This window comes from Pectobacterium versatile (genome assembly GCF_003932035.1).
GTDB classification, from domain to species: domain Bacteria; phylum Pseudomonadota; class Gammaproteobacteria; order Enterobacterales; family Enterobacteriaceae; genus Pectobacterium; species Pectobacterium versatile.
Genome location: NZ_CP034276.1, coordinates 4,651,046 through 4,676,755 on the forward strand (window position 1 = coordinate 4,651,046; position 25,710 = coordinate 4,676,755).

Sequence of the window (25,710 nt, forward strand, 5' to 3'; positions counted from 1 at the left end):
CCTCAGCCTGCTGGGTAAAGCACCATCAAAAGCGATTACCGACCGCTTCAATCAAGCAGAAGCAGCATACCGCCACTATCCGAAATTCGTTCTGATCGCATCAACAAACGTTTTCACTTTGACCGTTAATCGCCTCACAGAAGGCACCATGACATGTACGGGACGCACAGGCCCGTCATAATCAGACAACACCTGAATCAGACGCCCACGTTGAATTTCCTTACGCAACACCGCTTCTGGCCCAAGAGTCACGCCGTACCCTTCTATCGCGGCATGCAATAACGCATTCCAGTCATTTGCATACAATCTGCCCTTCGGCCTGACTTCTTCCGTTTTTCCCTCTTTTTGAAAAATCCATCGGCACGGTGTAAGGACGGATTTCACGCCATAAATCAGGCACGTATGATTGACGAGGCTTGATGGCGTATCAGGCAGACCAGCGCGCGCCACATAATCTGGCGATGCACAGGCAATGAGCGAGTAAGGCTGAAGCGGCCAGGCTACCATCGTACTATCGGCCAACTCTCCGATGCGGATAACAACTTCAAACCCCTCTTCGATGGGGTCAACCTGACGATCGTTTAACGTTAACGCGATCTGCGTATCTGGATAACGTTCGAGATAACGAGTGATGAACGGCGCAAGCAAATGCGATCCCCAGGTTACAGGGGCGTTAACCTGAATAATGCCCGAAGGCGTCGTCTGCATTTCCCGGGCAATATCATCCGCCGCCTGCAATTCAGCAAGAACGACTTTGCAGCGTTCGTAATAGCGCTGACCGACATCGGTCAAGCTCTGACGACGGGTCGTACGGTTGAGTAACCGAGAACCAAGCCGAGCCTCAAGCCACGCCACATACTTTGCGACCATCTGTGGCGAAAGGGTGAGCGCATCAGCGGCGGCAGCAAAAGATCCCAGCTCCACAGTTTTGACAAAAATGTTCATACTGGTAAACCGATCCATGATTCCCTCATTTTTGTTGTTTATCCTTCTCAGATAACACACTTTATCTTCAAAAAGTAGAGGGTTAACCTTTTCATCTCAAAACCATTAAGGTGAAAAAAGATGAAAATTGGCATTATTGGCGCGGGTTTTGTCGGACGGGCGATCGCTAAACTGGCGATCCAAGCCGGACATCAAACCATGCTTAGCAACTCACGCGACCCTCAAACGCTTTTCAGCCTACGGCCGATGATTGGCTGCGACATTGGCACCCCAACACAAGCCGCAGCGTTTGGCGATATTGTCGTTATCGCGGTTCCGCTCTCCGCTATCGGCAATCTTCCTGCGCAGGCATTACACGGTAAGTTAGCGATCGATGCCGTCAACTATTACCCAGAACGAGATGGCAGCGTGATAACGCTTGATGCACAGAAAACAACGACCAGTGAACTCCTGGCCGAGACGTTACTCGGTGCAAAAATCATCAAAGCATTTAACGCGATCCCGATGACGGACCTGGAAAAAGACGGTTTATCCGCAGGTCATCCTAATCGACGAGCGCTACCGCTTGCGGGTGATGATCCTCAAGGAAAAGCGATGGTGGCTGAGCTTTATGACGCGTTCGGATTTGATGTGGTAGACGCTGGTGCTTTGTCTGAAGGCTGGCGTTTTGAAAGAAACATGCCGTCTTACTGCGTACGGATGACAAAAGCAGAATTAACTACTGCGCTGGCGCTGGCCTCACGCAACACACGGCCAGTACAGGATCTAGTAACGCGAGGTGAGGGATAACCGTGGATAAAAAAATGCTGCTCCCCAAGGGAGCAGCATAGAAATCATCGTGTTTCGGTAAACGTCAAAACAACATTAACCCGCAACGGCGATACGCTTCATGTCTTTCATGTAACCGCGCAGCGTGTGGCCTACGGTTTCGATTGGGTGGTTACGGATAGCTTCGTTAACATCACGCAGCTGTGCGTTGTCCACTTCGGTACCCGCGACCGCTTTGCCCAGATCGCCCGGTTGCAGAGAGGCCATGAACGCATCTTTCAGCAATGGAACGGCAGCATTAGCGAACAGGTAGTTACCGTATTCTGCGGTATCAGAGATAACCACGTTCATTTCATACAGACGCTTACGCGCAATGGTGTTGGCGATCAGCGGCAACTCATGCAGTGATTCGTAGTAAGCCGACTCTTCGATGATGCCAGAGCTCACCATGGTTTCAAACGCCAACTCAACGCCCGCTTTCACCATCGCAACCATCAGCACGCCGTTATCAAAGTATTCCTGCTCAGCGATTTTACCGTCGAACTGCGGTGCATTTTCGAATGCAGTTTGGCCCGTCTCTTCACGCCAGGTCAGCAGTTTCACGTCATCGTTCGCCCAGTCAGCCATCATACCGCTGGAGAATTCGCCGGAGATGATGTCGTCCATGTGTTTCTGGAACAGCGGAGCCATGATGCCTTTCAGCTGCTCAGACAGTGCGTAAGCACGCAGTTTCGCTGGGTTAGACAGGCGATCCATCATCAGCGTGATCCCGCCTTGCTTCAGCGCTTCGGTGATGGTTTCCCAGCCGAACTGAATAAGTTTTTCTGCATAAGCCGGATCGGTGCCTTCAGCAACCAGTTTGTCGAAGCTCAGCAGCGAGCCCGCTTGCAACATACCACACAGAATAGTTTGCTCACCCATCAGGTCAGATTTCACTTCTGCAACAAAAGAAGATTGCAGAACGCCAGCACGGTGGCCGCCGGTGGCCGCAGCCCAGGCTTTAGCGATGGCCATGCCTTCGCCTTTCGGATCGTTTTCCGGGTGAACCGCGATCAGCGTTGGTACACCGAAACCACGTTTGTATTCTTCACGTACTTCCGTACCTGGGCACTTCGGAGCCACCATCACAACGGTGATGTCTTTACGGATTTGCTCGCCCACTTCAACGATGTTGAAACCGTGAGAGTAGCCCAGCGCTGCGCCCTGTTTCATCAGCGGTTGTACCGCCTGAACCACTGCGGAGTGCTGTTTGTCCGGCGTCAGGTTAACCACCAGATCAGCCTGCGGGATCAGATCTTCGTATGTACCAACGGTGAAGCCGTTTTCGGTCGCTTTGCGCCATGATGCGCGTTTTTCGGCAATCGCTTCAGCACGCAGGGCGTAAGCGATATCCAGACCAGAATCGCGCATGTTCAGACCCTGGTTCAGACCCTGAGCACCACAGCCGACGATCACCACTTTTTTCCCTTTCAGGTAGCTCGCCTCATCGGCAAATTCATCACGCCCCATAAAGCGGCACTTGCCCAATTGATCCAGCTGCTGACGCAGGTTTAATGTGTTGAAATAGTTAGCCATGTTGTGCTCCGTATACGGTTTTGTTTGTCTATTATTCGTAAAAAGGATTCCCGCCAGATGGGAATTCACTATGACCCCATCATATGACAGGAATTGCGTTGCTTAAATTGATATATTAACAACGTCACATTGCACTATTTGCAAGATCAAAAGCGGTTGCAAGATAAAAAGCGGCTGCAAGATAAAAAACGGGGCCTGCATCGCATGGATTTACGTGATCTAAAATTATTCCTGCACCTCGCAGAAAGCCGGCATTTTGGCCGAACCGCCAAGGCGATGCACATCAGCCCATCCACGCTGTCGCGGCAAATTCAGCGGCTGGAAGAGGATTTAGGGCAGACGCTGTTTCTGCGTGATAACCGTACCGTACAGCTCACCGATGCCGGAGAGCATCTAAAGCTGTTCGCCCAGCAAACGCTACTGCAATACCAGCAGCTACGCCATACGATAGACCAGCATGGGCCATCATTAAGCGGCGAGCTGCGGATCTTCTGTTCCGTCACCGCCGCCTACAGCCACCTGCCGCCGATTCTGGATCGCTTTCGGGCGCTGCACCCGCTGGTAGAAATTAAGCTGACAACCGGCGATGCCGCCGATGCCGTGGAGAAAATTCAGTCGAATGACGGGGATTTGGGGATTGCAGGACGCCCGGAGGCGCTCCCAGCCAGCGTTGATTTCATGCCGCTCGATAAGCTGCCTCTGGCGTTGATTATCCCAGCTCTTCCCTGCCCTGTGCAGTCGCTGGTGCGGCAAGCAGACCCAGACTGGTCGCAGGTTCCGTTCATCCTGCCGGAACACGGCCCAGTACGTAAGCGCATCGATCTGTGGTTCCGACGCAACCACATCACCAATCCGCAAATTTACGCCACCATCTCTGGGCATGAAGCGATGGTATCGATGGTCGCGCTAGGCTGCGGCATCGCGCTGATTCCCAACGTCGTGCTGGAGAACAGCCCGGAACCGGTACGCAACCGCGTTTCTGTCTTTGTCGAACAGGTGATGGAGCCGCTAGAACTCGGCGTGTGCGTACAGAAAAAACGGCTTAGCGAGCCGCTGATTGCCGCCTTTTGGGACATATTACAGGACACGCCATGAAGATAGCCTTCACTGCCATCATCGCCGCTGGGGTGACGTTGGCCGCCCTCAGCCACACTGCGCAAGCCGCCAGTTTTCCCTGCGAAAAAGCCGCCTCAGCGCAGGAGAAGTTAATTTGCGCCAGCCCGCTGCTCGGACAGTTGGATGAAGAACTGGCGCAGACATGGAAGACCTCCCGCGCGTTCCTGACGGCGTACGATAACAGTGCACCGTGGGAAAAAACGCTCAACCAGTTTCAACGCAGTTGGCTGACCACCCGCGATCAATGCAAAGACGAAGACTGTCTACGCCAGCGCTATCAGCAGCAGTTAAATCGGCTGCGCTATCTGAATGACATCGCGCAGCACGCACTCCCCTCGCCGATTACGCCAGTTAAAAATACGTCCTGCTTCCACGGTTCATTCAGCTATGAGTATGTGATGTCAGGGCTTTCCGCCGAAGAGTACCGCGAGTTGGGTGATTATTTTCGGGAAATGTATGACCAGAAAGCGCCCTACCACGCCGTCAGCCTGACGATGACCAACCAGCGCGGCAAGATTGAGGGCGGCGCATCCATTGCATTCCGCTACGGTAACAAGCTGGATGATTCTGCCTTCACGGCTCGTCAGATGAGCGATGTACAAGCGATTGGCAAAGGCGAAAGCAGCTTCGGCCAGCAGGTGAAATTACTGCTCACCTGCATTGACGATGATCATCTGCAAATCGCCACCTTCGGCAGCAATCGGGAAGAAGGTTACCTGTTTAACTATTTGCTGGAGCGCGATAAAATCCCACTGGAGCCGCAGAAAACGCCGTAGCGTTGGCTCACTTTGGCCCTAGCGTTCAAACCACTTATCCGGCGAAAATGCCCGCGTATCGGACTCCGTTTCCTGCGCGGCTTTCTTCATGGTTTCAACATTCATCAGGTAATGATAGAGCGGTTCAAGCTGGGTAAAACCTTGTGACAGAACCGTCACCAGGTCACCGGAAAACAGCGCGTCCATATCCTGTCGGGTACATATCGCGGCAAACGACTTACGGTTGTACCAGTCAGCCAGTTCCGGCTCCTGACCTTTAATCAACGGACGTTTGTAGCTTTCGCCTTCCAGCGTGAAGGTATTGCCCAAACAGCTCGCCACTTCAAGAAACTGTGACGGATTCCCGCGCAGCGTCTGACGGAACAGGTCCATCGTATTACGCGTCGCGCTGTAATAGCCCAGCCCGTAACGCCAGGTATCTGGTGTGATTTCAAAGAAATACACCGGTGCGTCCGTCCAGTCTTTGCGAGTACGTTTGAAAGTGAGCCACATATGGCTGCGATAACGTGATTTATCGTGAGAAAAACGCGTGTCGCGGTGAATACGGGAGAGCGTTTTGCCGATGGCAGGACGCGTTTCAAAATGGTCGTCAATCTGCAACATGGTCAGACTGAGTTCATCCACCAGCGTGCGGAACGGCGCAACCAGTTGCTCATCGTAAACCGCACGGTGCTCGTCAAACCACGCTTTATCGTTGTACTGACGCACCTGCTGAAGAAACGTTAAACCCGCTTGAGAAAAACCTGTGAACTGCGTTGCCATAAAGAAATGCCATCCCTGTTGCTGTCAGATGGCATTAAAGATAACGCCGCCGACGGCGAAACACCATCGGCGGCGTGACACACTTATCTAAAGGATGAGTATTAAGGGATATTGAGCTCACCGTCTAGCGACTCGATCCGCCTGTAATTCTCTACCGCCTCGCAAAGGCTTTTACCAGCAAAATAAATAGGACTATCTTTTTCGTAGTCAAACCCCTTATATGCACAACGATGAGTAACATAATTTACCCAAGCTGCTTGATCCTTCTTGAAAAGCTTAACGGCATCTTCCTCATCTTCCATAGTAATAAGTGTGGACAGAAAGCTTATTACTTCTTTATTTTTTTGTTCTAGTTTTTCTGTAGAATCGGCAAGCATTCGCTCAATACAAATATCCACTTCGTGATAGCTTTTCCCTTTCATAATATCTTTACATAATATTTTTTCCATCGAATCTAATTTACTCCAGTAAATCTCACCAAATGCAGGCGATATACCGTTCACCGCAAATAGCATCAACATACATAAATAGACATTTTTCATTTTTTCATCCTTAAATAACCCGCTCGATTTCTTCCTGCCTCAAATCTCAATAAATAAGCATCAGTCTCTATTTTATTTACGCCGTCTATGAAACACCATCGGCGGCGTGACACACTTATCCAAAGGATGAGCATTAAGGGATATTAAGCTCACCTTCTAGCGACTCGATCCGTCTGTAATTTTCTACAGCATGGCAAAGACGATGACTGGAAAAATAAATAGGACTATCTTTTATGAATACCAATTGTTTATATGAACAACGGCTATCAATATAATCTTTCCACGCAGCTTGCTCCATCTTTAAAAACTTAGAAAGATCTTCAAAATTTTCAAAAGATTCAAGTTTAGATAAATCATCTGTTATTTCTTTATTCCTCTTCTCCAGTTTTTCTGTCGAATCCGAGAGCATCAGATTAATACATAGATCAACTTTATTATAACCGCCCTCTTTCATCAGATCTTTACATAGCGTTTTTTCCATTACGTCCAGTTTGCTCCAGTAAATCTCGCCAAACGCAGGCGATATACCGTTCACAGAAAATAGCATCAACATACATAAATAGACATTTTTCATTTTTTCATCCTTAAATAGCCCGCTCGATTTCTTGCAGCCTCATATTTTAGCAACTCAGGCTCATTCTCTATAAACTTTATTAACAGATCGATATCATTTTTTGCGGCAACAGGAATCGTCTTCCTTCCAGGAATCCCTTGATAGGCAAGATCCACCAGAATATCTCTGATAGCAGGGTGAAGCTCATTCCAGTTCGCCCTATCAGGTACATTAGCGGAATAATCTGCGTATCGATTTTTCGCTATTTTTATATACCCACCATAAATCATATTAAACAAATCCACCTGCTGTTGATGTGTAATCACACCAATTTTTCCTTTGTACTCTTTCACGAAAGTGGCGGCAGCACTGCTCTTTAATCCAGCCGCCGTCACTATTAAACTCGTTTTTTCACTTCCAATACCAATTCTGAGCATATCCGAATAAATTTCGCCCTTGGTTCTCTTCCCCATGTCATAACCCCGCCCCAGAGTCACACCTGATTCAGGATTTCCTGGCCAGTGAACGACTCGGCTAAAAAAAGGGCTATTGGGAACATCATTCCCTTCGCCATCAAAGGTTATTTGTCCTTGAGGTACTCTTAGCATTGAGTAAATTCCTTTTTATTAATAAGCACCAATGTGCGAAGCTAATTAGCATCTCTTCAGGTTAGTGATGAATTAGTTAATAAAAGCAGCCATGAATAACATAATTATCAATGGCTGAATGTTCTATTACCAAATAAAACTAAATACCACTATCATTCCAGATACTATAACCTGATGTTCCCGCAACTTTGTGCTCCCATGATATGGAATTATATTTTAATAAAACCTTCTCATATGGCATGACGTCATTATCATTAATCGAATGTGGATAGTGACAAGAAATGTCAACAATGCGAGCATCTGTTAACTTAATGACATAAAACAGCTCAAGTTGCCCGGCGGAATTTATCCTATACAGAAAGAAATTTGCACTTAGCTTTTCATTGGAAGAGGTAGAAACGCCAAGCAACGGTGACGACTTATCGATAAGTTTAATTATTTCAACGGGATGACAAGATAGATTATCATCATGACTCATTGAATGGTTTAAACTTAATACTTGAATTTGATCTTCATGACCAATTTGACTTCTATTACCAATTGATTGTAATGTTGAACAACCAGAAGAAATTAACCCCTGTTTATCGCCCGTCAATTCTAAATAGATAATACTCGACATTTCTAGCGGCCTCTAAGAGTAAATATTGTTAATGCACTGATGGCGTATCGAGCTTGAGTGAAAGTTTTCGCCCATCTGACGTCTTCATTTCCACAAGATTACTTTGAGTCACCTGCATCAGAGAAAGGCATAGCTTCATCATCAATGCGAGTATTTCTTCAGGAGGTAACGAACTATTAATAAGGCTACTTTTTAATTGTTCATTTAACTGAATGGCAAGTTTTTCTTTATTTTTCATACTCGGTCTCCATGTGTTATTCCACGTTTCATCAAACTAACCTAGAAAATAATAATTAGCAATATTTAAAGGAATTAGAAAAAATGAATAATTGATTTTAAATTAATAACACACTGCAATTAGATTTATTCAACAACGCCTTGAGAAAACTGCTGAAGAAACGTTAAACCCGCTTGAGAAAACCTGTGAACTGCGTTGCCATAAAGAGATGCCATCCCTGTTGCTGTCAGATAGCATTAAAGATAACGCCGCCGACGGTGAAACACCATCGGCGGCGTTAGGGGAACACTCAGCAATTAACCTGCTAAAAAGAAGCGGAACGCTGGGTTATTGGTTTCGTCGTGGCATTCATAGCCCAGCGCCTGTAGGTGCTGCTCGAATTCCCGATCGCCCGCATTCAGTTCGAACGCAGCCAACACGCGGCCAAAATCCGTACCGTGGCTGCGGTAATGGAACAGAGAAATATTCCAGTGCGCCCCCAGCGTATGCAGGAATTTCAGTAATGCGCCCGGCGACTCTGGGAACTCAAAGCTATACAACCGTTCCTGGAGTGGTTTGGAAGGGCGTCCGCCGACCATATAGCGAACGTGCAGCTTCGCCATTTCATCATCGGACAAATCCACCACTTCATAACCGTCTGCGGACAGCTCGGCGATGATCTCCTGCCGTTCCGCATAGCCGCGCGTCAAACGCACACCGACAAAAATACAGGCGTCTTTGGCATCCGCGTAGCGATAGTTGAACTCGGTAACAGAACGGCCGCCCAACAGTTGGCAAAACTTCAGGAAGCTTCCCTGTTTCTCGGGGATCGTCACGGCCAGCAAGGCTTCACGCTGTTCACCTAGCTCGCAACGCTCGGAAACGTAACGTAACCCGTGGAAGTTGACGTTTGCACCGGACAGAATATGTGCCAGACGCTCGCCCTTAATCTGATGCTGTTGGATGTATTTTTTCATCCCCGCCAAGGCTAACGCCCCAGAGGGTTCAGCAATCGCACGGACATCTTCGAACAGATCTTTCACTGCCGCACAAATGGCATCGCTGTCGACAGTAATCACGTCATCCAGATATTCCCGACACAGGCGGAAAGTCTCATCGCCGATACGTTTCACCGCCACGCCTTCGGCAAACAGCCCGACACGAGCCAGATCGACCGGTTGACCCGCATCCAGTGCAGCACGCAGACAGGCGGAATCTTCCGCTTCCACGCCAATCACCTGAATCTGCGGCATCAGCTGTTTGATCAGCACGGCAACACCTGCCGCCAAGCCACCACCACCAACCGGCACAAACACGCGGTCCAAATGCGCATCCTGCTGTAGTAGTTCCATCGCCAGCGTGCCCTGCCCGGCAATCACCGCAGGATGATCGAACGGCGGCAGAAAGGTCATATGCTCCTGCTCTGACAGCTCAATAGCCTTGGCCTTGGCTTCATCAAAGTTGGCGCCGTGTAGCAGCACTTCGCCGCCAAAACCCCGCACCGCGTCCACCTTGATATCAGCCGTCGCTACCGGCATCACAATCAGCGATTTAATCCCCAGTTTGCTGGAGGAAAGTGCAACACCCTGCGCATGGTTACCGGCTGATGCCGTTACCACACCGTGTGATTTTTGCTCATCGCTCAGACCCGCCATCATCGCGTACGCGCCACGCAGCTTGAAACTGTGCACCGCGTGTCTGTCTTCACGTTTTACCAGAATGACATTACCCAGCCGCGAAGAGATCTTATCCATCTTCTCCAGCGGTGTGACCTGCGTGATTTCATACACTGGCGACCGCAAGATCGCCCGCAGGTATTCCGCGCCTCCCGGCGCGGCAGGAAGAGGTTGTGACACAGCCATCAGCATTAGCCTCCCAGCTTGCTTTTATCCCGCACAGCGCCTTTATCTGCGCTGGTTGCCAGCATGGCATACGCACGCAGCGCAAAAGATACCTGACGTTCACGGTTATGTGGCGTCCAGGCCTGCTCGCCTCTCGCCTCTTCCACTTCACGGCGGATTGCCAGTTCATTCTCCGCGACATCCAGCGCAATACTGCGGTTAGGAATATCAATGGCAATCATGTCGCCATCCTTCACCAGACCAATAGTGCCACCGCTTGCAGCTTCAGGAGACGCATGGCCGATAGACAGGCCAGAGGTGCCGCCGGAGAAGCGTCCGTCGGTGATCAGCGCACAGCTTTTACCCAATCCCATCGATTTCAGGTAGGTCGTCGGGTACAGCATTTCCTGCATTCCCGGCCCACCTTTCGGCCCTTCGTAACGGATAACCACCACATCGCCCGCCACGACTTTTCCGCCCAGAATCGCTGCTACCGCGTCGTCCTGGCTTTCGTAGACTTTTGCCGGGCCGCGGAAAATCAGGCTATCTTTATCAACGCCTGCGGTTTTCACGATGCAACCATCTAGCGCAATGTTGCCGTACAGCACGGCCAACCCGCCATCCTGACTGTAAGCATATTCACGCGAGCGAATACAGCCTTCCTGACGATCGGTATCCAGTGAATCCCAGCGACAATCCTGAGAAAACGCTTTAGTCGTACGGATACCCGCTGGGCCAGCAGAATACATACGCTTCACGCTTTCATCTTTCGTCAGCATCACATCGTAGGCTTCCAGCGTTTCCGGCAGCGTTTTACCCAGCACGTTGTTGACTTCACGGTTCAGCAGACCGGCTCTGTCCAGCTCGCCCAAAATACCGATAACCCCACCAGCACGGTGTACGTCTTCCATATGGTATTTCTGACCGCTAGGCGCGACTTTACACAGGTGTGGCACCTTACGTGAAAGGCGGTCGATATCAGACATGGTGAAATCAATTTCACCTTCCTGCGCCGCGGCCAGCAGGTGCAATACGGTATTGGTGGAACCGCCCATGGCGATATCCAGAATCATGGCGTTTTCAAACGCGGCTTTGTTAGCGATGTTGCGTGGCAATACGCTTGCATCATCCTGCTCGTAATAGCGTTTCGCCAGACCCACGATGCGCGTGCCCGCGTTCAGGAACAGCTCCTTACGATCGGCATGTGTCGCAAGCAATGAACCATTGGCTGGTTGAGAGAGCCCCAAGGCTTCGGTCAGGCAGTTCATGGAGTTCGCCGTGAACATCCCTGAACAAGATCCACAGGTCGGACAGGCGGAACGTTCAATTTGCTCACTGTCGGCATCGCTGACGTTAGGGTTTGCACCTTGAATCATGGCATCGATGAGATCGAGCTTGATAATTTGGTTGGAAAGCTTGGTTTTCCCTGCTTCCATCGGGCCACCAGAAACAAAAATCACCGGAATATTCAGGCGCAGCGACGCCATTAACATCCCTGGGGTGATTTTGTCGCAGTTGGAAATACACACCATTGCATCCGCACAGTGGGCATTGACCATGTATTCCACGGAGTCGGCGATCAGTTCACGGGAAGGCAGGGAATAGAGCATACCGCCGTGCCCCATCGCGATACCGTCATCAACCGCAATGGTGTTAAATTCTTTCGCGACGCCGCCGGAGGCTTCGATCTGCTCGGCAACCAGTTTCCCCAGATCGCGCAAGTGCACATGGCCCGGCACGAATTGGGTGAAGGAGTTAACCACCGCGATAATCGGTTTACCAAAATCGTCGTCGGTCATCCCGGTGGCGCGCCACAAGGCTCGGGCACCCGCCATATTGCGGCCGTGTGTGGTTGTGGCTGAACGGTACTTAGGCATGCTCTTTTACTCCAAAAATTACGAATTTGGCGATGACGGAACGTATCACCGCCTGACTGTCTGTCTCTATACCCGTCATATTTCAAGCTGCATGTGCGTTGGCATTCCTCGCTCACCTCAGTCACTTACTGATGTAAGCTCCTGAGGATTCTCTGCGTCGCCGCGTTACGATGCTCATGACTGAGCATCGCCCTAAAGGGCTAACGCTTTGCGTTATTCAAAACGAACACGTTTTGTCCTGCAACTCGAACTATTTAGGGTATATAATTTAACGATTTATCGGATCCAACCAGCCCCATTTATCTTCGGTTTCACCCGTAAAGAGGCCAAAGAACGCCTGCTGCAAGGCTTTGGTGACTGGGCCGCGTTTACCAGCACCGACCTGAATGCCGTCGACGCTACGCACGGGGGTAATTTCTGCCGCAGTACCGGACATGAAGACTTCATCGGCCAGATACAGTGACTCGCGGGATAACACTTGCTCACGCACTTCATATCCTGCGTCTTTCGCCAGTTTGATGATAGCGTCACGCGTAATACCCGGCAGCGCCGAAGAGGTAAACGGCGGCGTGAAGATAATACCGTCCTTCACTTCAAACAAGTTCTCACCCGCACCTTCGGAAACATAGCCGTGGACATCCAACGCGATCCCTTCCTGATAGCCGTGGCGACGCGCTTCGCTACCCACCAGCAGGGAGGACAGATAGTTGCCACCCGCTTTTGCGGCGGTTGGAATGGTATTCGCCGCCACGCGATTCCAGGACGACACCATCGCATCGATGCCTGCTTCCAGCGCCTCTTCACCCAGATACGCGCCCCACGGGAAGGCTGCGATGATCACATCGGTTTGATAACCATCTGGCGGGTTAACACCCATCCCCACATCACCAATGAACACCAGTGGACGAATATAGGCGCTGGTCAGGTTATTTTTACGCAGCGTTTCACGACAGGCTTCCATCAGCTCATCTACGCTTTGCGCGACGGGCATACGATAGATTTTTGCCGAATCACGCAGACGTTGCATGTGCTCACGGTGACGGAAAACCACCGGGCCCTTATGTGAATTGTAGCAACGAACGCCTTCAAAGACCGAGGTGCCATAATGCAGGGCATGCGACATGACGTGTACTTTTGCTTCAGCCCATGGAACCATCTCACCATTGAACCAAATGTAATCCGCTTTTTTTGTCATTCTTCTTTTTCCTTACTCTTTTGCGTTAGGCGCTGATCTGCTGTGATGTCGTCATCGGTTGAATATCAACGCAGGCAATATCCAACAGCTTGCTCAATTGCGTTGACAATAAATCTACCGAACGATGGCTGGCAACGGTCAGTTCAATATTAATGTGATCGGCATTGGTGGTTTGCACCATATTCATCGCGCAAACTTTGAAACCGCGATGGCGGGTAACACGCAATACACGCTCCAGAACCTCGGGACGAAAGCGCGCCTGAATCGAAAGTTGATGGTGTGTCATTCTGTTGTCTCCAGCACTTATTCTGTGTAAGTCGGCCATTGTTCGGTTTTGTCGAGCTTAGTTTGGTTTTATCGAGCCTTACTTGGTTTTATCAAGCATCGTTTCGTTGCCCGCACCCGGCGGGACCAGTGGCCAAACGTTTTCGTATTCATCAATCGATACGTGCAATAAATAGGGTCCTTCGCTGTTAAACAGGGCATCCAGCGCGACATCAATTTGATCTTTACGGGTGATGCGCTGGCCGGGGATATCAAACGCGCTTGCCAGCGTCAGGAAATCAGGGTTATCGGAGAGGTCGGTTTCACTGTAGCGTTCATCAAAGAATAACTGCTGCCACTGGCGCACCATGCCTAACCGCTGGTTATCCAGCAGTACGATCTTCAACGGCAGCCGTTTTCGTTTGATGGTGCCCAATTCCTGAACGTTCATCATGAAAGATCCGTCGCCGGAAATGCAGATAACCATGTCGTCCGGGCGCGCAACCTGTGCGCCTACCGCAGCGGGTACGCCGAAGCCCATCGTACCGAGGCCGCTGGAGGTAATGAAATTTTCAGGACGGCTGAACGTCATATGCTGTGCAGCCCACATCTGGTGCTGGCCCACATCGGTTGTGACCACAGTGTCTGCATCCATTCGTTCAGAAATCGTTTTCAGCAACGCAGGCGCATAAATCGCCTGGCCAGGATGATCATAACGCCACGGGTATTCCGCCTTCATCATGGTCGCCTGCTGGCGCCACGCGCTGACGTTCAGCGGCTGTTGCAGCGCGGGTAATATCGCTTTCAGATCGCCTTGCAACGCGACATTAGCATGACGCAATTTGCTCAATTCTGCTGGGTCGATATCCATATGAATAACACTGGCGTGAGGCGCGAAGGCGTTCAGTTTGCCGGTCACGCGGTCATCAAAACGCGCCCCGACCGCGATTAACAAATCGCACTCCTGCACAATCAGGTTCGCCGCCTTCGTGCCGTGCATACCAATCATACCGAGGTAATAGGGATGATTGGCATCCACGGCACCCAGCCCTTTCAGGGTAGAAACGGAAGGGATATCCGTTACGTTCAGGAATTCACGCAGTGCCGGAACCGCATTCGCCATGCCGACCCCACCGCCAACGTACAGCACCGGTTTTTGCGCTTTCGCCAGCAGAGCGTACGCCTGCGCAATATCTTGCTCGGGGAAATCGACATCGTTAACAACAGGCGCAAAGTTTGGAGTGAAATCCCCCACTGCCAGCTGAATGTCTTTAGGAATATCGACCAGAACAGGGCCTGGACGACCACTGTTGGCAATCGCGAACGCTTCTGCCATCACTTCCGGCAGTGATTCGAGAGACTCAACCAGAAAACTGTGTTTCGTACAGGCCAGCGACAGCCCCAGCACGTCGATCTCCTGGAAAGCATCAGTGCCAATCAGCGCCGATCCCACCTGCCCGGTGATCGCGACCACAGGGACAGAATCCAGCAGCGCATCGGCCAAACCAGTGATCAGGTTCGTCGCTCCTGGGCCAGATGTCGCAATGCAGACGCCCACGTTGCCCGTGGAGCGAGCATAGCCAATCGCCGCCATCACCGCGCCTTGCTCGTGGCGACACAGCAGGTGTTTAACGCCGCCGTCATAAAGTGCATCATAGACTGGCATTATCGCGCCCCCCGGATAACCAAAAACGGTTTCCACTCCCTGCGCTCGCAACGCTTGAACCACCCACTGTGCTCCATTCATAGTTATTTCCCCGACATCTTATGGGAATAACAGAATTTTATGCTGATGTTCATTTTCTGTTCCTTTCCGTTATAGATTACGCCCAACAAAAAACCCCCGACCTTTCGGTGCGGGGGTTTTCTTGAATTAGGCCTTGATTTCTAAGCCATTCTTCGTCCAAGTGCAGCCCCGCACGGTGGGATAATAATCACCACCACGCTAATCACGACTAGGCTAATCACTAGGGATAGGGCTTTCATAATAGGTTGTTCATTAATCTTATGTCGAACGAATGCCTACAGAGTTATCACAGTCAGACATGGCCTGACAACCATTTTTTTTCATTGCCACCTGTAAGGATTACCTATGATACGGAAAAAAATACAACGTAATCATAAGGTAAAAGCACACCAAATTATTTTCTCTCATTGGCGTAAAAATGAGCGTTGTCCGAGAAACATGGCAGATGAAAGCGGGGGTCGTCGATCATTGGATAGCGTTAAGCGATCGGTTCACCCTACATAATTGCGGCACATCGCGCACAAATTTTATTCATTACTGCAACAGAGAATTATTTCATGACACCGCCGCGCAGAGTGGCGAAGACGGTCTCTACTTCTTCTCCCTTGCCAGACATGATGCAAACCATCAGCAAAGGGGAAATAGCATGTCATTGGCAGTTACCTATACTCGGGCAATGATTGGTGTACAAGCACCGGACGTTTATATCGAAGTTCACATCAGCAGTGGGCTGCCGGCCCTAACACTGGTGGGCTTACCTGAAACCACCGTCAAGGAAGCGCGCGATCGCGTGCGCAGCGCACTCATCAATTGCGGATTTACCTTTCCAGCAAAGCGCATCACGGTCAATCTCGCTCCCGCAGACCTGCCAAAAGAAGGGGGACGCTACGATCTGCCGATTGCTCTGGCGATTCTGGCGGCCTCAGAACAAATCGATGGTGAAAAGCTAAGCCGCTACGAGTTTCTTGGCGAACTCGGTCTGTCTGGCACCTTACGTGGCGTCAATGGCGCGATTCCCGCCGCATTAGAAGCCATCAAGTCAGGCCGCCAGCTTATCCTGCCAGATGACAATAAACGGGAGATGACGCTGATACCGCAGGGTGAAGCGCTAATGGCCGGGCATTTGTTGGACGTGTGTGCTTTTCTCAGCGGAGAAGAGGAATTGCTCAGTTGTTCCGACATGACGCCCGTTCCACAGATAGGGGAAGATACGCTCGATCTGAAAGATATCATCGGTCAGGAGCAAGCTAAACGCGCGTTGGAAATCGCGGCGGCAGGCGGTCATAACCTGCTCTTGCTAGGGCCACCGGGAACAGGGAAAACCATGCTGGCGAGTCGATTAGGCAATCTGATGCCGCCGTTAAGCGATGAAGAAGCGCTGGAAAGCGCCGCCATCAACAGCCTAATCAACATTGATGCCACCATGACGCACTGGCGGGCTAGGCCATTCAGAGCGCCTCACCATAGTTCCTCGATGGCTGCACTCGTGGGCGGAGGGTCGCTGCCCAAACCTGGAGAAATCTCGCTCGCCCACAATGGAGTGCTGTTTCTGGATGAATTACCAGAGTTTGAGCGGCGCGTCCTGGACTCACTACGAGAGCCTCTGGAGTCCGGTGAAATTATCATTTCCCGCACGCGGGCCAAAGTATGCTACCCAGCACGCGTGCAGCTCGTTGCCGCAATGAATCCCAGTCCATCAGGACACTATCAGGGCATTCATAACCGATTGCCAGCACAACAAATACTGCGCTATCTCAGCAAACTTTCCGGTCCCTTTTTGGATCGCTTTGACCTTTCAATCGAAGTTCCTTTGCTACCACCAGGGGTTTTATCTCAGCAACATTATCAAGGCGAAAGCAGCGCGACGATTCGCGAACGCGTGCTGACCGCACGGCAAATACAGCTGAAGCGGGCAAATAAAATCAACGCACTACTCACTTCACGTGAAATAGAAAAACACTGCGGATTGGAGATGGCTGATGCGACCTATTTGGAAGAGGTGATGAACAAACTTGGCTTATCCGTACGTGCGTGGCACAGGATATTGAAAGTCGCGCGCACGATCGCTGACCTCGGCGATCGGGACAACATTGAGAGAAAACACCTTGCCGAAGCGCTGAGCTATCGCTGTATGGATCGATTGCTCATCCAGCTCCACAAAAGCCTTGAATAGCGAGAGCGCTATATGGGTTCGTCACAAAAGGAAATGGGGCTAACGCCCTGAGGGATCCCCAGAAACATCATCAATACACCATGATGATGTTTCGATAGGCTCTCACTATGTCTGCATAAACCCTGTCGGGGTTCATTCCCGACAGGAGTCCCGGCGACTGCCGGATGACATTTTCACTCAACGTCAGATACGACAATACCCTTCGTGATTTCTCACTGTTCGCCTGAAACCATCGATTTATCCCCTTACTTTCAAGGTAGTATCCCGTCAGCCACATGATGATGCTGTAGAGCGTTGCGACCAGACAAAGCACGGATAGTCGCTTTTCTCCCCGGCTTTTACTTGCCCGCAGCCCCAGGCCATAACGTTCACTTTTCTCATCTCTAAAGTTCTGCTCTATCTGCATACGGCGACTGTAAATTTTGACTATCTCACGTGGTTTATATCCCATCAGGCTGGTAAAAAGCAGCCACGGTTCGCGCGCATTTTTACGGTACATCCTGTCCGTTTTAGGGAAGCGCTGGCTGCCTTTCCTGCCCGTGGCCCGCTTATGAACCGTATAGAAATGCCCGAGGCAGTCACGGCTGGCGCTGCGCGCCAGTCGCCCAAATCCCAGATAGCATGGCTTAGCAACTGACGTGATATCCCGCGCCATCTGCCATCCTTCATCCCCGGCTATCTGAAAGTAGAGGCTACCTCTGACACGTCCGACAAAATGCCAGCCCAGAAAGCGAATATGGTGAAACCAGCTGCTACGAAAGCCTGCATCGGTCACGACAATGACCTGTTTATCTTTGCCGATGGCGGCAGCCATCTGATCGAGAAAGTCGTTCTGGACGGTAGAGTTATTCTGGTATTGAGAGGAAACGACTTTACTCATCAGCGGGATAGCTCTGCCATCGCATAATAAACTTGCCCGTAAAACGCTGAGTTCCGATGATGGATAGCCACTCCAGTCAACAGCAATAACGCATAATGAAAGATCGCGCGTGAGACGGGATACAAGTTGCTGGTAGACAGCGGGAATATCGCTGAACATCAGGTCGCTGTTGAGATGCCGGTCAACACGCTTAATCTTGTGCTTAACACGTGCCGAGCCAGGCAGGTATCTGCCAATACTGGTAAGGGAGAGCGAAGCACCACGAGTCAGGGCAACGGTCATATCGAGCAGGGCGTTTTTACGGTACTGATGAAGTGAGTTTAGGGACTGACTGAAAAATTTATGGCAAACTTGTGAAGCAGGCATAGAGGAGTGACCTTACTTTTTGGTGGAACACTAAGTAGATCACAACCTTCTATGCCTGTCTTTATTTATGGGGAGCCGTCAGGGCTAACGCCCCATTCTTAATTAATCATCGCTTTCAGTGTATTCTTCCACTGCATCCATCTGCGGCTTACCACCAGACAACGTATGGAAGCGTTTAGGACGACGAATACGATCCAGATATTTGGACCAGATTTTTTCCAGTTCCGTTTCCGCTTTACGTTCGCCGCGGCACATTGCAACAAACGATGTCTCTTCCTCAGTCACTGGTTCACGTTTACCCAAATCCAGCTCGTTAAACGCGTAACCGTGGCGCTCCAACAATTGTGCTTCTTTAATCGTAAAGTCGCCATGTCGGGAAAAACCACGCGGGTAGAACTTGTTATCAAAAAAACGATTAGTGGTAGAGAAGCTTTCTGCCATCTTACACGCTCCTAATTCTTCTATGGTCGTGTTGTTTATGGCGCGGAGTATTAGATAGGCTTGACATTGTGTAAAACAAAACATTTAAATCATTACGACAAAATTTTTTTGGAGATGGGCGTGGATACCGAATTACTAAAAACCTTTCTGGAAGTCAGCAGGACAAGACACTTTGGCCGTGCCGCCGAATCCCTGTATCTCACGCAGTCAGCGGTGAGTTTTCGGATTCGCCAGTTAGAGACGCAGCTTGGTGCCAACCTGTTCACGCGCCATCGAAACAATATACGCCTGACGCCCGCGGGCGAACGGCTTCTGCCCTATGCAGAAAGCCTTATCGGTACCTGGCAGATCGCTAAAAAAGAGGTCGCACGCTCGCAACAACACAGCCTGCTTTCGGTAGGGGCAACCGCGTCGCTCTGGGAAGCCTATCTGACTCCCTGGCTACAATCGCTGTACCAACAGCGCCCACTGCTCCAACTAGAAGCGCGCATTGCCTTACGCCACTCGCTGGTAAAACAACTCCATGAGCGTCAATTGGATCTGTTGATTACGACCGAACAGCCCAAAATGGAAGAATTGGCAAGCCAGCTGCTGGGCAATTTCTCCCTTTCGCTGTTTGCAGCAGAAGCGCACCCACCCGGACAGGAACTGCCTTATATAAAATTGGAGTGGGGCGCAGACTTTCATCAGCAGGAACACCGCCTATTAACCAGCGATCAGCTTCCTGTTTTGACAACAACGTCGGCCCAGTTAACCCGTCAATTGCTTGAAACAACCGGCGGCTGCGCGTTTTTACCCAGCCATTGGTTACAAACCTACTCCAACCTGCGGATAGTCGGCGACAGTCAGCCCGTCGTGCGCCCGTTTTACGCTGTTTGGTTACAAAACAGCGATCAACAGACGATGATTCGTCAGTTGCTGAAAACGCCTATTGTGATTAATCCATGAGCGATTTTGCTCACGACCAACTTAAGCACGTCTGGCTAACCAGAATGTGCTTAATGCTTTCTGTAACCCAATGAAAGCAAACAACAGGAAACCAATGACGATTTTTGTCCACCATGAGCTCAAGGTCCCGTCAAACGTGATATACGTTTGAATCAGGCCCTGAATCAGTACGCCAAATAGGGTTCCCAATACGGTACCAACACCGCCGGTCAGTAGTGTGCCACCAATCACGACAGCTGCGATGGCATCCAACTCCACACCACTTGCCGCCAGAGCATAACCCGCAGAGGTGTAGAGAGAGAACACAATACCTGACAGCACCGCTAACGTACTGGAAAGCATGTAGATATGAATCGTAGTTCGCCTGACAGGCACCCCCATCAGTTCCGCAGAATAGCTGCTACCACCAATCGCATAAACACGGTTACCGAAACGGGTTCGATGCGCTATCACAATCCCCAACAGCACCACAATCAACATCACTAACGCCAGAAAGGTAAACCTTCCCCCATCCGGCATGCGCCATGCTAAACCCGCCAGTTGGCTATAGACCGGATGATCGATTGGAATCGACTCCTGTGAGACGATAAAACTCATTCCTCGGACAAAGAACATACCTGCCAGCGTAATAATAAAAGCAGGCAATTTCAGCGTGTCGATAATCCATCCCATCAACCCACCAAACATTGCGCCCATCACCAGCGCTATTGCGAACGCAAAGAAAGGATCAATGCCATACGTACCGATCAATTTGGCCAGTAACACACCGGTAAATGCAATGACTGACCCAACAGAGAGATCGATCCCGCCAGACAGGATGACAAACGTCATCCCAACCGCCACGATCCCCAGAAAAGCGTTATCCGTCAGTAAATCAAAGAACACTCGCGTCGAAGCAAAACCAGGAAACTGGCTGAGACAGAATAAATAGCCAGCAATAAAGACCAGAATCGTCATCAACAGGGGGAAATGGCGTTTCAACATTATGTTTTCCTCCTGAACAAGTGATGCAGCGAAATACGCGGGGATTGCATAACCAAAACCAGCAGAACGACGAGTGCCTTCAGAACCAGGTTGAATTCCGGCCGATAGCCAGACAGCAGGATGCCAGTATTCATACTCTGAATAATCAAGGCACCGACGACAGAGAGCAGCAAATTAAAACGGCCCCCAAGTAGCGAACCGCCACCAATCACCACAGCCAGAATCGCGTCTAATTCCAGCCAGAGGCCCGCGTTGTTCGCATCCGCCCCGCGGATATCTGCCGTGACGATAACGCCCGCTACGGCCGCACACACGCCGCATATGACATAAGCTGCGACCAATACCAGCTTCGTACTCACGCCAGCGTTGCGGGCCGATCGCAAATTAATACCGATAGACTCGATAAATAGCCCAAGCGCCGTTTTACGCGTCAAAATCCACAGCGCCAACAGCATTACGCAGGCAATAATCACTGGCATGGGTAGATAGAACAGGGTTCCGCTGCCCAGCTTAGCCAACCCGGCGTTATCAAACGTGATAATTTGACCTTCGGTAATCAGCTGAGCAATGCCTCGCCCGGCAACCATCAGCATTAACGTCGCTACAATCGGCTGAATCTGTAACACCGCAACCAGAAAACCGTTCCATAGCCCACACAGCGCACCAACCAATAGAGCAATCAGTAATACAGAAGGGAGTGGATGACCAGCAGCGGTCAGTGTTGCGGCCGTCGCTCCAGCAATCGCCATAACTGCGCCCACCGATAAGTCGATACCGCCGGTGGCAATCACCAACGTCATACCTAATGCCAGCAGCGCAACGGGTGCACCGCGGTTAAGGATGTCGATAAGGCTACCGAACAAGCGCCCATCCTGAATGTGGAGGGAGAAGAAGTTGGGCGCGACCATGCTATCAATCAACAAGATGGCAACGAGCGCGAGAAGCTGTGGCACCCCTTTGGTGAACGTTAGGCGGACTTTTTTGGCAGGTTTGACGTTATTGTCTGTCATCAGCTGCTCCCGTTTGTACTGCGATTGCCTGCATCACTGCGGCAACCGAGATCTCATTATGTTCGAGATGCGCAACGTGCTGCCTGTCACGCAGCACAATGATGCGATCCGCATAACCGGTCAGTTCTTCCAATTCAGAAGAGATCACGAGTAAAGCCATCCCCTGCTCACACAGTTTTTCGATCAGGCGAATAATTTCAGCATGTGCACCGACATCGATCCCTCGTGTTGGTTCATCCAAAATCAAGAAGCGCGGTTCTGTCGCCAGCCAGCGCGATAGCAGGACTTTTTGCTGATTCCCACCCGATAGATACTGAATTTCCTGCTCTGGACTGGGCGTACGAATCCCTAACAGGCTGATAAATTTTTCAGCAATACGGGTTTGCTCACGTAGGGAAATAGGCTTCAGCCAGCCGCGCTGCGCCTGAAGCGCCAGAATGATGTTCTCTCGTACCGTTGCTGCACCGACAATGCCGTCAGTCTTACGATCCTCAGGGCAATAGCCAAAGCCGAGCTTTCCTGCTGCACGCGGTGTGCGAATACTGACTTGTTTACCATCAACGCTTGCTTCTCCAGCATCAGGCACATTAATACCAAATATCAGCTGCGCGGTTTCTGTCCGACCGGAACCCAGTAGACCAGCAAGGCCAACGATTTCTCCCGGGCGCACGGAAAGCTCGAAGTCATTAATCAAGCCACGCCGACCATAATGTTTAAACTGCACGATGGGCTCCCCTGAGACGTCACTATGTTTGCTACGCTTCAGTAACGTTTCATCAAAACTATGCCCCAGCATCATTTGGACTAATTCAATACGTGGTAATTCCGCAACAGGCAATGTTCCAACTAGCCGTCCATTGCGTAAAACGGTAATTCTGTCGCTAATGCGGTAAACCTGATCCAGAAAGTGCGTCACAAATATCATTCCGATTCCGCGATCGCGCAACTTCCGCAATATATCCAGCAGCATATCGACTTCTTTTGCATCAAGGCTTGCAGTGGGCTCATCAAGAATTAAAACTTTAGCGGAAAGATCGATAGCTCTGGCAATCGCTACAATTTGTTGAACTGCGATGGAGTAATTACCAAGCGGATGGCTAACATCGATCATCAGCCCATAATTCAATAAAAGCGCTTCGGCCTGACGCAGGATTTTATGTTGATCCACGATGCCCCAGCGAGTGGGCTCACGGCCAATAAATAGATTTGCCGCAACGGACAGGTTAGGTAATAGATTGACCTCCTGATAGACCGTACCAATACCCAATGACTGAGCATGGGCCGTATTGACAGGATTAATCGCAATACCATCGAGGATAATGTCACCAGATGAGCGATGATAAACACCAGTCAACGCCTTAATTAATGTTGATTTCCCTGCGCCATTCTCTCCTAATAGTGCCACTATTTCGCCACGATTAAGCGTGAAGTCCACTTGATCTAATGCTTTTACCCCCGGAAACTCAACGCTCATGCCCCGAATATCTAACAACCGTGTCGTTTCCATCAGCATCACCTATGCGACAACTTAACAAGGCTACGTCACACCTGAGTAATATTATGGTAAGTAGGCTGACAATATTCACTGTCCCGTCATTGAACGGTACAAAAAACATAGCAAGCCCACTTTCCCATATTCATATTTCTGCCAGGTATTTAGAAAAATTTATATCAATGATACATCCACAATATAAATATCAATAACCAAGGTCTTTCTTGGTTTCATATTCCTGTTTTGCCGTGTCAGGCAGTAATAAACGTGATTCGGTTTGAATGAATTTTTCAGGCTGTTTCCCGTCCTTCTTCATCGCTAATAAAGCATCAAAAGCAGGTCCAGCCATATTAGGTGTTAATTCAACGGTAGCATTAGCTTCGCCATTCATCATGGCTTTAAAAATATCAGGGACACCATCAATGGATACAACTTTTATTTGTGAACCAGGTTTCAGACCAGCTTCTTTAATTGCCTGAATAGCGCCTATAGCCATATCATCATTATGTGCATAAACCGCACAGATATTCTTTCCGTTCTGCTCCGCTTTAATAAAGCTTTCCATGACCTCTTTACCCTTACTTCGAGTAAAGTCTCCCGACTGTGAACGAATAATTTTTATCTGTGGGTCTGAAGCTATACCTTCAGCAAACCCTTTCTTACGGTTTATCGCAACGCTAGCCCCAACCGTTCCCTGTAATTCAACAACATTACAAGGTTTGCCAGCAGCCTCTTTCACAAGCCACTCCCCTGCTACTTTTCCTTCATAGATGCTATCAGAGGCGATAGCAGCGGTGTACAACGACGGATCGCTAACCTCAATCGTTCTATCAAGCAGGAACACTGGGATTTTTGCTTCTTTAGCTTCCTGTAAGACTGGCGCCCAACCTGTTGCGACGACTGGTGCAATAAATATGGCATCTACACCCTGAGCGATGAACGACCGCACAGCCTTAATCTGATTCTCCTGCTTCTGCTGAGCATCAGCGATTTTTAACGTTATTCCACGCTTCTCGGCTTCCTGCTTTGATACTTTAGTTTCCGCAGAACGCCATCCTGATTCTGAACCAATCTGGGAAAAACCAACAGTTAAGGGTTTTGCCTGTACGGCACCACATAACGCCGTGCTTACAGCAACAGCTACCAGTAAACGTCTGTACATACTTAAACTCCTTCTGCGTAGTCTTACAGCTACTTAGTCAGATTTCAGGTACAACATAGCGCTACAAATTTCTGCTATAGCGCTACCGATGTGATGTTGGCAGGTATCACTAACAAGTGAATGCAACCTGAAGGATCGTTCTGAAAAACGATTTACCGTTCACTCAGGCTGTAGATAGTTTTAGTTCAAATATCGAACAAGATGAATGAGCAAGTTCACAACCTGGTATTACGGTGATTTTGTGCATATTTACAGCTAAATCAGCACGATCTATCAACAACACATCAGAAGATTTTATCTATTAAATAACAACACGTTAGACTAATTAGACATCCAAAGGGGAGAAATAACGGAGAAATTGGAAAGAAGGATACAAGACAGGATCGAGCATAAAGTACAGATCAAAAAAAACCCTTCACGATAACGTGAAGGGTTTTATTTGGCAGGGGCGGAGAGACTCGAACTCGCGACACCCGGTTTTGGAGACCGGTGCTCTACCAACTGAGCTACGCCCCTAAATTACGCTTAACATTATGCCTGCTAAAGTTAGCAGGCATAATTTTAAATAAGTGGCGGAACGGACGGGGCTCGAACCCGCGACCCCCTGCGTGACAGGCAGGTATTCTAACCAACTGAACTACCGCTCCACCGAATTTCTCTACAACCACCAGATCGCTCCGGCTTACTGCTTAATTTGATGCCTGGCAGTTCCCTACTCTCACATGGGGAAGCCCCACACTACCATCGGCGCTACGGCGTTTCACTTCTGAGTTCGGCATGGGGTCAGGTGGGACCACCGCGCTATCGCCGCCAGGCAAATTCTGTTTCATTCCAACCGTCATGCTTCGC

General features: G+C 50.1%; 25 protein-coding genes, 2 tRNA genes and 1 rRNA gene. 5 read left to right on the forward strand and 23 right to left on the reverse strand.

Annotation, left to right across the window (positions count from 1 at the left end):
• Nucleotides 1–75: 75 nt before the first annotated feature.
• Nucleotides 76–963 (reverse strand): LysR family transcriptional regulator, encoded by an 888-nt coding sequence (locus EIP93_RS21060; protein WP_125233226.1) that lies wholly within the window; start codon nucleotides 961–963, stop codon nucleotides 76–78.
• A 102-nt stretch (nucleotides 964–1,065) separates the two neighbouring features.
• Here EIP93_RS21060 and EIP93_RS21065 point away from each other — a divergent pair, with 102 nt between their 5' ends.
• Nucleotides 1,066–1,734: an NADPH-dependent F420 reductase gene (locus tag EIP93_RS21065; protein WP_103942840.1), complete on the forward strand. Its 669-nt coding sequence runs from the start codon at nucleotides 1,066–1,068 to the stop codon at nucleotides 1,732–1,734.
• Nucleotides 1,735–1,809: 75 nt separating this feature from the next.
• Here EIP93_RS21065 and ilvC read toward each other — a convergent pair whose 3' ends face one another.
• Entirely contained in the window at nucleotides 1,810–3,288 is a 1,479-nt protein-coding gene (ilvC, locus tag EIP93_RS21070; RefSeq protein WP_039487964.1) for a ketol-acid reductoisomerase, read from the reverse strand.
• Between the two features lie 204 nt (nucleotides 3,289–3,492).
• Here ilvC and ilvY point away from each other — a divergent pair, with 204 nt between their 5' ends.
• A complete protein-coding gene (gene ilvY, locus EIP93_RS21075) occupies nucleotides 3,493–4,383 on the forward strand; it encodes an HTH-type transcriptional activator IlvY (RefSeq protein WP_102117067.1) in 891 nt (296 codons plus the stop codon).
• Nucleotides 4,380–5,180, forward strand: coding sequence for a lysozyme inhibitor LprI family protein (locus EIP93_RS21080; RefSeq protein ID WP_125233227.1), 801 nt, complete (start codon nucleotides 4,380–4,382; stop codon nucleotides 5,178–5,180). The genes ilvY and EIP93_RS21080 overlap by 4 nt, the downstream gene beginning before the upstream one ends.
• An 18-nt stretch (nucleotides 5,181–5,198) precedes the next feature.
• Here EIP93_RS21080 and EIP93_RS21085 read toward each other — a convergent pair whose 3' ends face one another.
• The 12 genes from EIP93_RS21085 to ilvL form a co-directional block, all read right to left on the reverse strand.
• The gene (locus EIP93_RS21085) at nucleotides 5,199–5,942 is read right to left on the reverse strand and encodes a DUF2461 domain-containing protein (protein ID WP_125233228.1); all 744 of its coding nucleotides are present in this window, start codon (nucleotides 5,940–5,942) and stop codon (nucleotides 5,199–5,201) included.
• Between the two features lie 101 nt (nucleotides 5,943–6,043).
• The gene (locus EIP93_RS21090; RefSeq protein WP_044207207.1) at nucleotides 6,044–6,484 is read right to left on the reverse strand and encodes a lysozyme inhibitor LprI family protein; all 441 of its coding nucleotides are present in this window, start codon (nucleotides 6,482–6,484) and stop codon (nucleotides 6,044–6,046) included.
• Nucleotides 6,485–6,617: 133 nt separating this feature from the next.
• Complete coding sequence (locus tag EIP93_RS21095; protein WP_095700890.1) at nucleotides 6,618–7,058, reverse strand: lysozyme inhibitor LprI family protein; 441 nt, start codon at nucleotides 7,056–7,058, stop codon at nucleotides 6,618–6,620.
• Nucleotides 7,055–7,645: a lysozyme family protein gene (locus EIP93_RS21100; protein WP_125233229.1), complete on the reverse strand. Its 591-nt coding sequence runs from the start codon at nucleotides 7,643–7,645 to the stop codon at nucleotides 7,055–7,057. Before EIP93_RS21100 ends, EIP93_RS21095 begins: the two co-directional genes overlap by 4 nt.
• 139 nt (nucleotides 7,646–7,784) lie before the next feature.
• Entirely contained in the window at nucleotides 7,785–8,264 is a 480-nt protein-coding gene (locus EIP93_RS21105; protein ID WP_116586408.1) for an Hcp family type VI secretion system effector, read from the reverse strand.
• A gap of 28 nt (nucleotides 8,265–8,292) precedes the next feature.
• Nucleotides 8,293–8,502 carry a hypothetical protein gene (locus tag EIP93_RS21110; protein ID WP_014916966.1) on the reverse strand — a complete coding sequence of 70 codons (210 nt, stop codon included), beginning with the start codon at nucleotides 8,500–8,502 and terminating at the stop codon, nucleotides 8,293–8,295.
• A gap of 296 nt (nucleotides 8,503–8,798) precedes the next feature.
• Nucleotides 8,799–10,343 carry a threonine ammonia-lyase, biosynthetic gene (ilvA, locus tag EIP93_RS21115; protein ID WP_103862741.1) on the reverse strand — a complete coding sequence of 515 codons (1,545 nt, stop codon included), beginning with the start codon at nucleotides 10,341–10,343 and terminating at the stop codon, nucleotides 8,799–8,801.
• Nucleotides 10,344–10,348: 5 nt separating this feature from the next.
• Nucleotides 10,349–12,199 (reverse strand): dihydroxy-acid dehydratase, encoded by a 1,851-nt coding sequence (ilvD, locus tag EIP93_RS21120; RefSeq protein WP_125233230.1) that lies wholly within the window; start codon nucleotides 12,197–12,199, stop codon nucleotides 10,349–10,351.
• Between the two features lie 268 nt (nucleotides 12,200–12,467).
• Nucleotides 12,468–13,394, reverse strand: a complete 927-nt coding sequence (locus EIP93_RS21125) for a branched-chain amino acid transaminase (protein ID WP_039508688.1) — start codon at nucleotides 13,392–13,394, stop codon at nucleotides 12,468–12,470.
• A gap of 25 nt (nucleotides 13,395–13,419) precedes the next feature.
• Nucleotides 13,420–13,680 carry an acetolactate synthase 2 small subunit gene (gene ilvM / locus EIP93_RS21130; protein WP_010294673.1) on the reverse strand — a complete coding sequence of 87 codons (261 nt, stop codon included), beginning with the start codon at nucleotides 13,678–13,680 and terminating at the stop codon, nucleotides 13,420–13,422.
• Nucleotides 13,681–13,758: 78 nt separating this feature from the next.
• On the reverse strand, nucleotides 13,759–15,405 hold the full coding sequence (gene ilvG, locus EIP93_RS21135) for an acetolactate synthase 2 catalytic subunit (RefSeq protein WP_125233231.1): 1,647 nt from the start codon (nucleotides 15,403–15,405) through the stop codon (nucleotides 13,759–13,761).
• A gap of 140 nt (nucleotides 15,406–15,545) precedes the next feature.
• A complete protein-coding gene (ilvL, locus tag EIP93_RS21140) occupies nucleotides 15,546–15,644 on the reverse strand; it encodes an ilv operon leader peptide (protein WP_071531109.1) in 99 nt (32 codons plus the stop codon).
• Between the two features lie 407 nt (nucleotides 15,645–16,051).
• Here ilvL and EIP93_RS21145 point away from each other — a divergent pair, with 407 nt between their 5' ends.
• Nucleotides 16,052–17,578 (forward strand): YifB family Mg chelatase-like AAA ATPase, encoded by a 1,527-nt coding sequence (locus EIP93_RS21145; RefSeq protein WP_103862736.1) that lies wholly within the window; start codon nucleotides 16,052–16,054, stop codon nucleotides 17,576–17,578.
• Nucleotides 17,579–17,648: 70 nt separating this feature from the next.
• Here the strand turns inward: EIP93_RS21145 and EIP93_RS21150 are convergent, their stop codons facing one another.
• Nucleotides 17,649–18,824 (reverse strand): IS4 family transposase, encoded by a 1,176-nt coding sequence (locus tag EIP93_RS21150; protein ID WP_125233232.1) that lies wholly within the window; start codon nucleotides 18,822–18,824, stop codon nucleotides 17,649–17,651.
• Nucleotides 18,825–18,926: 102 nt separating this feature from the next.
• Nucleotides 18,927–19,265, reverse strand: coding sequence for a MaoP family protein (locus EIP93_RS21155; protein ID WP_010283921.1), 339 nt, complete (start codon nucleotides 19,263–19,265; stop codon nucleotides 18,927–18,929).
• A gap of 120 nt (nucleotides 19,266–19,385) precedes the next feature.
• On the opposite strand from EIP93_RS21155, the gene hdfR reads away from it, so the two are divergent.
• Nucleotides 19,386–20,213: an HTH-type transcriptional regulator HdfR gene (gene hdfR, locus EIP93_RS21160; protein ID WP_039487968.1), complete on the forward strand. Its 828-nt coding sequence runs from the start codon at nucleotides 19,386–19,388 to the stop codon at nucleotides 20,211–20,213.
• Nucleotides 20,214–20,234: 21 nt separating this feature from the next.
• Here the strand turns inward: hdfR and yjfF are convergent, their stop codons facing one another.
• From yjfF to rrf, 7 genes are all read right to left on the reverse strand, one after another.
• On the reverse strand, nucleotides 20,235–21,197 hold the full coding sequence (yjfF, locus tag EIP93_RS21165; RefSeq protein WP_095700899.1) for a galactofuranose ABC transporter, permease protein YjfF: 963 nt from the start codon (nucleotides 21,195–21,197) through the stop codon (nucleotides 20,235–20,237).
• Nucleotides 21,197–22,207 (reverse strand): galactofuranose ABC transporter, ATP-binding protein YtfT, encoded by a 1,011-nt coding sequence (ytfT, locus tag EIP93_RS21170; protein WP_103971734.1) that lies wholly within the window; start codon nucleotides 22,205–22,207, stop codon nucleotides 21,197–21,199. The genes yjfF and ytfT overlap by 1 nt, the downstream gene beginning before the upstream one ends.
• A complete protein-coding gene (gene ytfR / locus EIP93_RS21175; RefSeq protein ID WP_125233233.1) occupies nucleotides 22,194–23,714 on the reverse strand; it encodes a galactofuranose ABC transporter, ATP-binding protein YtfR in 1,521 nt (506 codons plus the stop codon). The genes ytfT and ytfR overlap by 14 nt, the downstream gene beginning before the upstream one ends.
• A 190-nt stretch (nucleotides 23,715–23,904) precedes the next feature.
• Nucleotides 23,905–24,861 carry a galactofuranose ABC transporter, galactofuranose-binding protein YtfQ gene (ytfQ, locus tag EIP93_RS21180; protein WP_116586405.1) on the reverse strand — a complete coding sequence of 319 codons (957 nt, stop codon included), beginning with the start codon at nucleotides 24,859–24,861 and terminating at the stop codon, nucleotides 23,905–23,907.
• 440 nt (nucleotides 24,862–25,301) lie between these two features.
• Nucleotides 25,302–25,377 (reverse strand) — tRNA-Trp (locus EIP93_RS21185).
• A 54-nt stretch (nucleotides 25,378–25,431) separates the two neighbouring features.
• Nucleotides 25,432–25,508: transfer RNA gene (locus tag EIP93_RS21190), tRNA-Asp, on the reverse strand.
• Between the two features lie 52 nt (nucleotides 25,509–25,560).
• Nucleotides 25,561–25,676: ribosomal RNA gene (rrf, locus tag EIP93_RS21195) — 5S ribosomal RNA — on the reverse strand.
• Nucleotides 25,677–25,710 lie beyond the last annotated feature (34 nt).

Excerpts from the sequence above, each read along its gene's own strand:
- ilvG (WP_125233231.1), bottom strand. The coding sequence starts at position 15,405 with ATGAATGGAGCACAGTGGGTGGTTCAAGCGTTGCGAGCGCAGGGAGTG.
- ilvL (WP_071531109.1), bottom strand. The coding sequence starts at position 15,644 with ATGAAAGCCCTATCCCTAGTGATTAGCCTAGTCGTGATTAGCGTGGTG.
- EIP93_RS21085 (WP_125233228.1), bottom strand. The coding sequence starts at position 5,942 with ATGGCAACGCAGTTCACAGGTTTTTCTCAAGCGGGTTTAACGTTTCTT.
- ilvY (WP_102117067.1), top strand. The coding sequence starts at position 3,493 with ATGGATTTACGTGATCTAAAATTATTCCTGCACCTCGCAGAAAGCCGG.
- EIP93_RS21065 (WP_103942840.1), top strand. The coding sequence starts at position 1,066 with ATGAAAATTGGCATTATTGGCGCGGGTTTTGTCGGACGGGCGATCGCT.
- EIP93_RS21155 (WP_010283921.1), bottom strand. The coding sequence starts at position 19,265 with ATGGCAGAAAGCTTCTCTACCACTAATCGTTTTTTTGATAACAAGTTC.
- EIP93_RS21150 (WP_125233232.1), bottom strand. The coding sequence starts at position 18,824 with ATGCCTGCTTCACAAGTTTGCCATAAATTTTTCAGTCAGTCCCTAAAC.
- ytfQ (WP_116586405.1), bottom strand. The coding sequence starts at position 24,861 with ATGTACAGACGTTTACTGGTAGCTGTTGCTGTAAGCACGGCGTTATGT.
- ilvD (WP_125233230.1), bottom strand. The coding sequence starts at position 12,199 with ATGCCTAAGTACCGTTCAGCCACAACCACACACGGCCGCAATATGGCG.
- ytfT (WP_103971734.1), bottom strand. The coding sequence starts at position 22,207 with ATGACAGACAATAACGTCAAACCTGCCAAAAAAGTCCGCCTAACGTTC.
- EIP93_RS21145 (WP_103862736.1), top strand. The coding sequence starts at position 16,052 with ATGTCATTGGCAGTTACCTATACTCGGGCAATGATTGGTGTACAAGCA.
- EIP93_RS21110 (WP_014916966.1), bottom strand. The coding sequence starts at position 8,502 with ATGAAAAATAAAGAAAAACTTGCCATTCAGTTAAATGAACAATTAAAA.
- EIP93_RS21125 (WP_039508688.1), bottom strand. The coding sequence starts at position 13,394 with ATGACAAAAAAAGCGGATTACATTTGGTTCAATGGTGAGATGGTTCCA.
- EIP93_RS21090 (WP_044207207.1), bottom strand. The coding sequence starts at position 6,484 with ATGAAAAATGTCTATTTATGTATGTTGATGCTATTTGCGGTGAACGGT.
- ilvA (WP_103862741.1), bottom strand. The coding sequence starts at position 10,343 with ATGGCTGTGTCACAACCTCTTCCTGCCGCGCCGGGAGGCGCGGAATAC.
- EIP93_RS21060 (WP_125233226.1), bottom strand. The coding sequence starts at position 963 with ATGGATCGGTTTACCAGTATGAACATTTTTGTCAAAACTGTGGAGCTG.
- EIP93_RS21105 (WP_116586408.1), bottom strand. The coding sequence starts at position 8,264 with ATGTCGAGTATTATCTATTTAGAATTGACGGGCGATAAACAGGGGTTA.
- EIP93_RS21095 (WP_095700890.1), bottom strand. The coding sequence starts at position 7,058 with ATGAAAAATGTCTATTTATGTATGTTGATGCTATTTTCTGTGAACGGT.
- ilvM (WP_010294673.1), bottom strand. The coding sequence starts at position 13,680 with ATGACACACCATCAACTTTCGATTCAGGCGCGCTTTCGTCCCGAGGTT.
- EIP93_RS21080 (WP_125233227.1), top strand. The coding sequence starts at position 4,380 with ATGAAGATAGCCTTCACTGCCATCATCGCCGCTGGGGTGACGTTGGCC.
- ilvC (WP_039487964.1), bottom strand. The coding sequence starts at position 3,288 with ATGGCTAACTATTTCAACACATTAAACCTGCGTCAGCAGCTGGATCAA.
- EIP93_RS21100 (WP_125233229.1), bottom strand. The coding sequence starts at position 7,645 with ATGCTAAGAGTACCTCAAGGACAAATAACCTTTGATGGCGAAGGGAAT.
- yjfF (WP_095700899.1), bottom strand. The coding sequence starts at position 21,197 with ATGTTGAAACGCCATTTCCCCCTGTTGATGACGATTCTGGTCTTTATT.
- ytfR (WP_125233233.1), bottom strand. The coding sequence starts at position 23,714 with ATGGAAACGACACGGTTGTTAGATATTCGGGGCATGAGCGTTGAGTTT.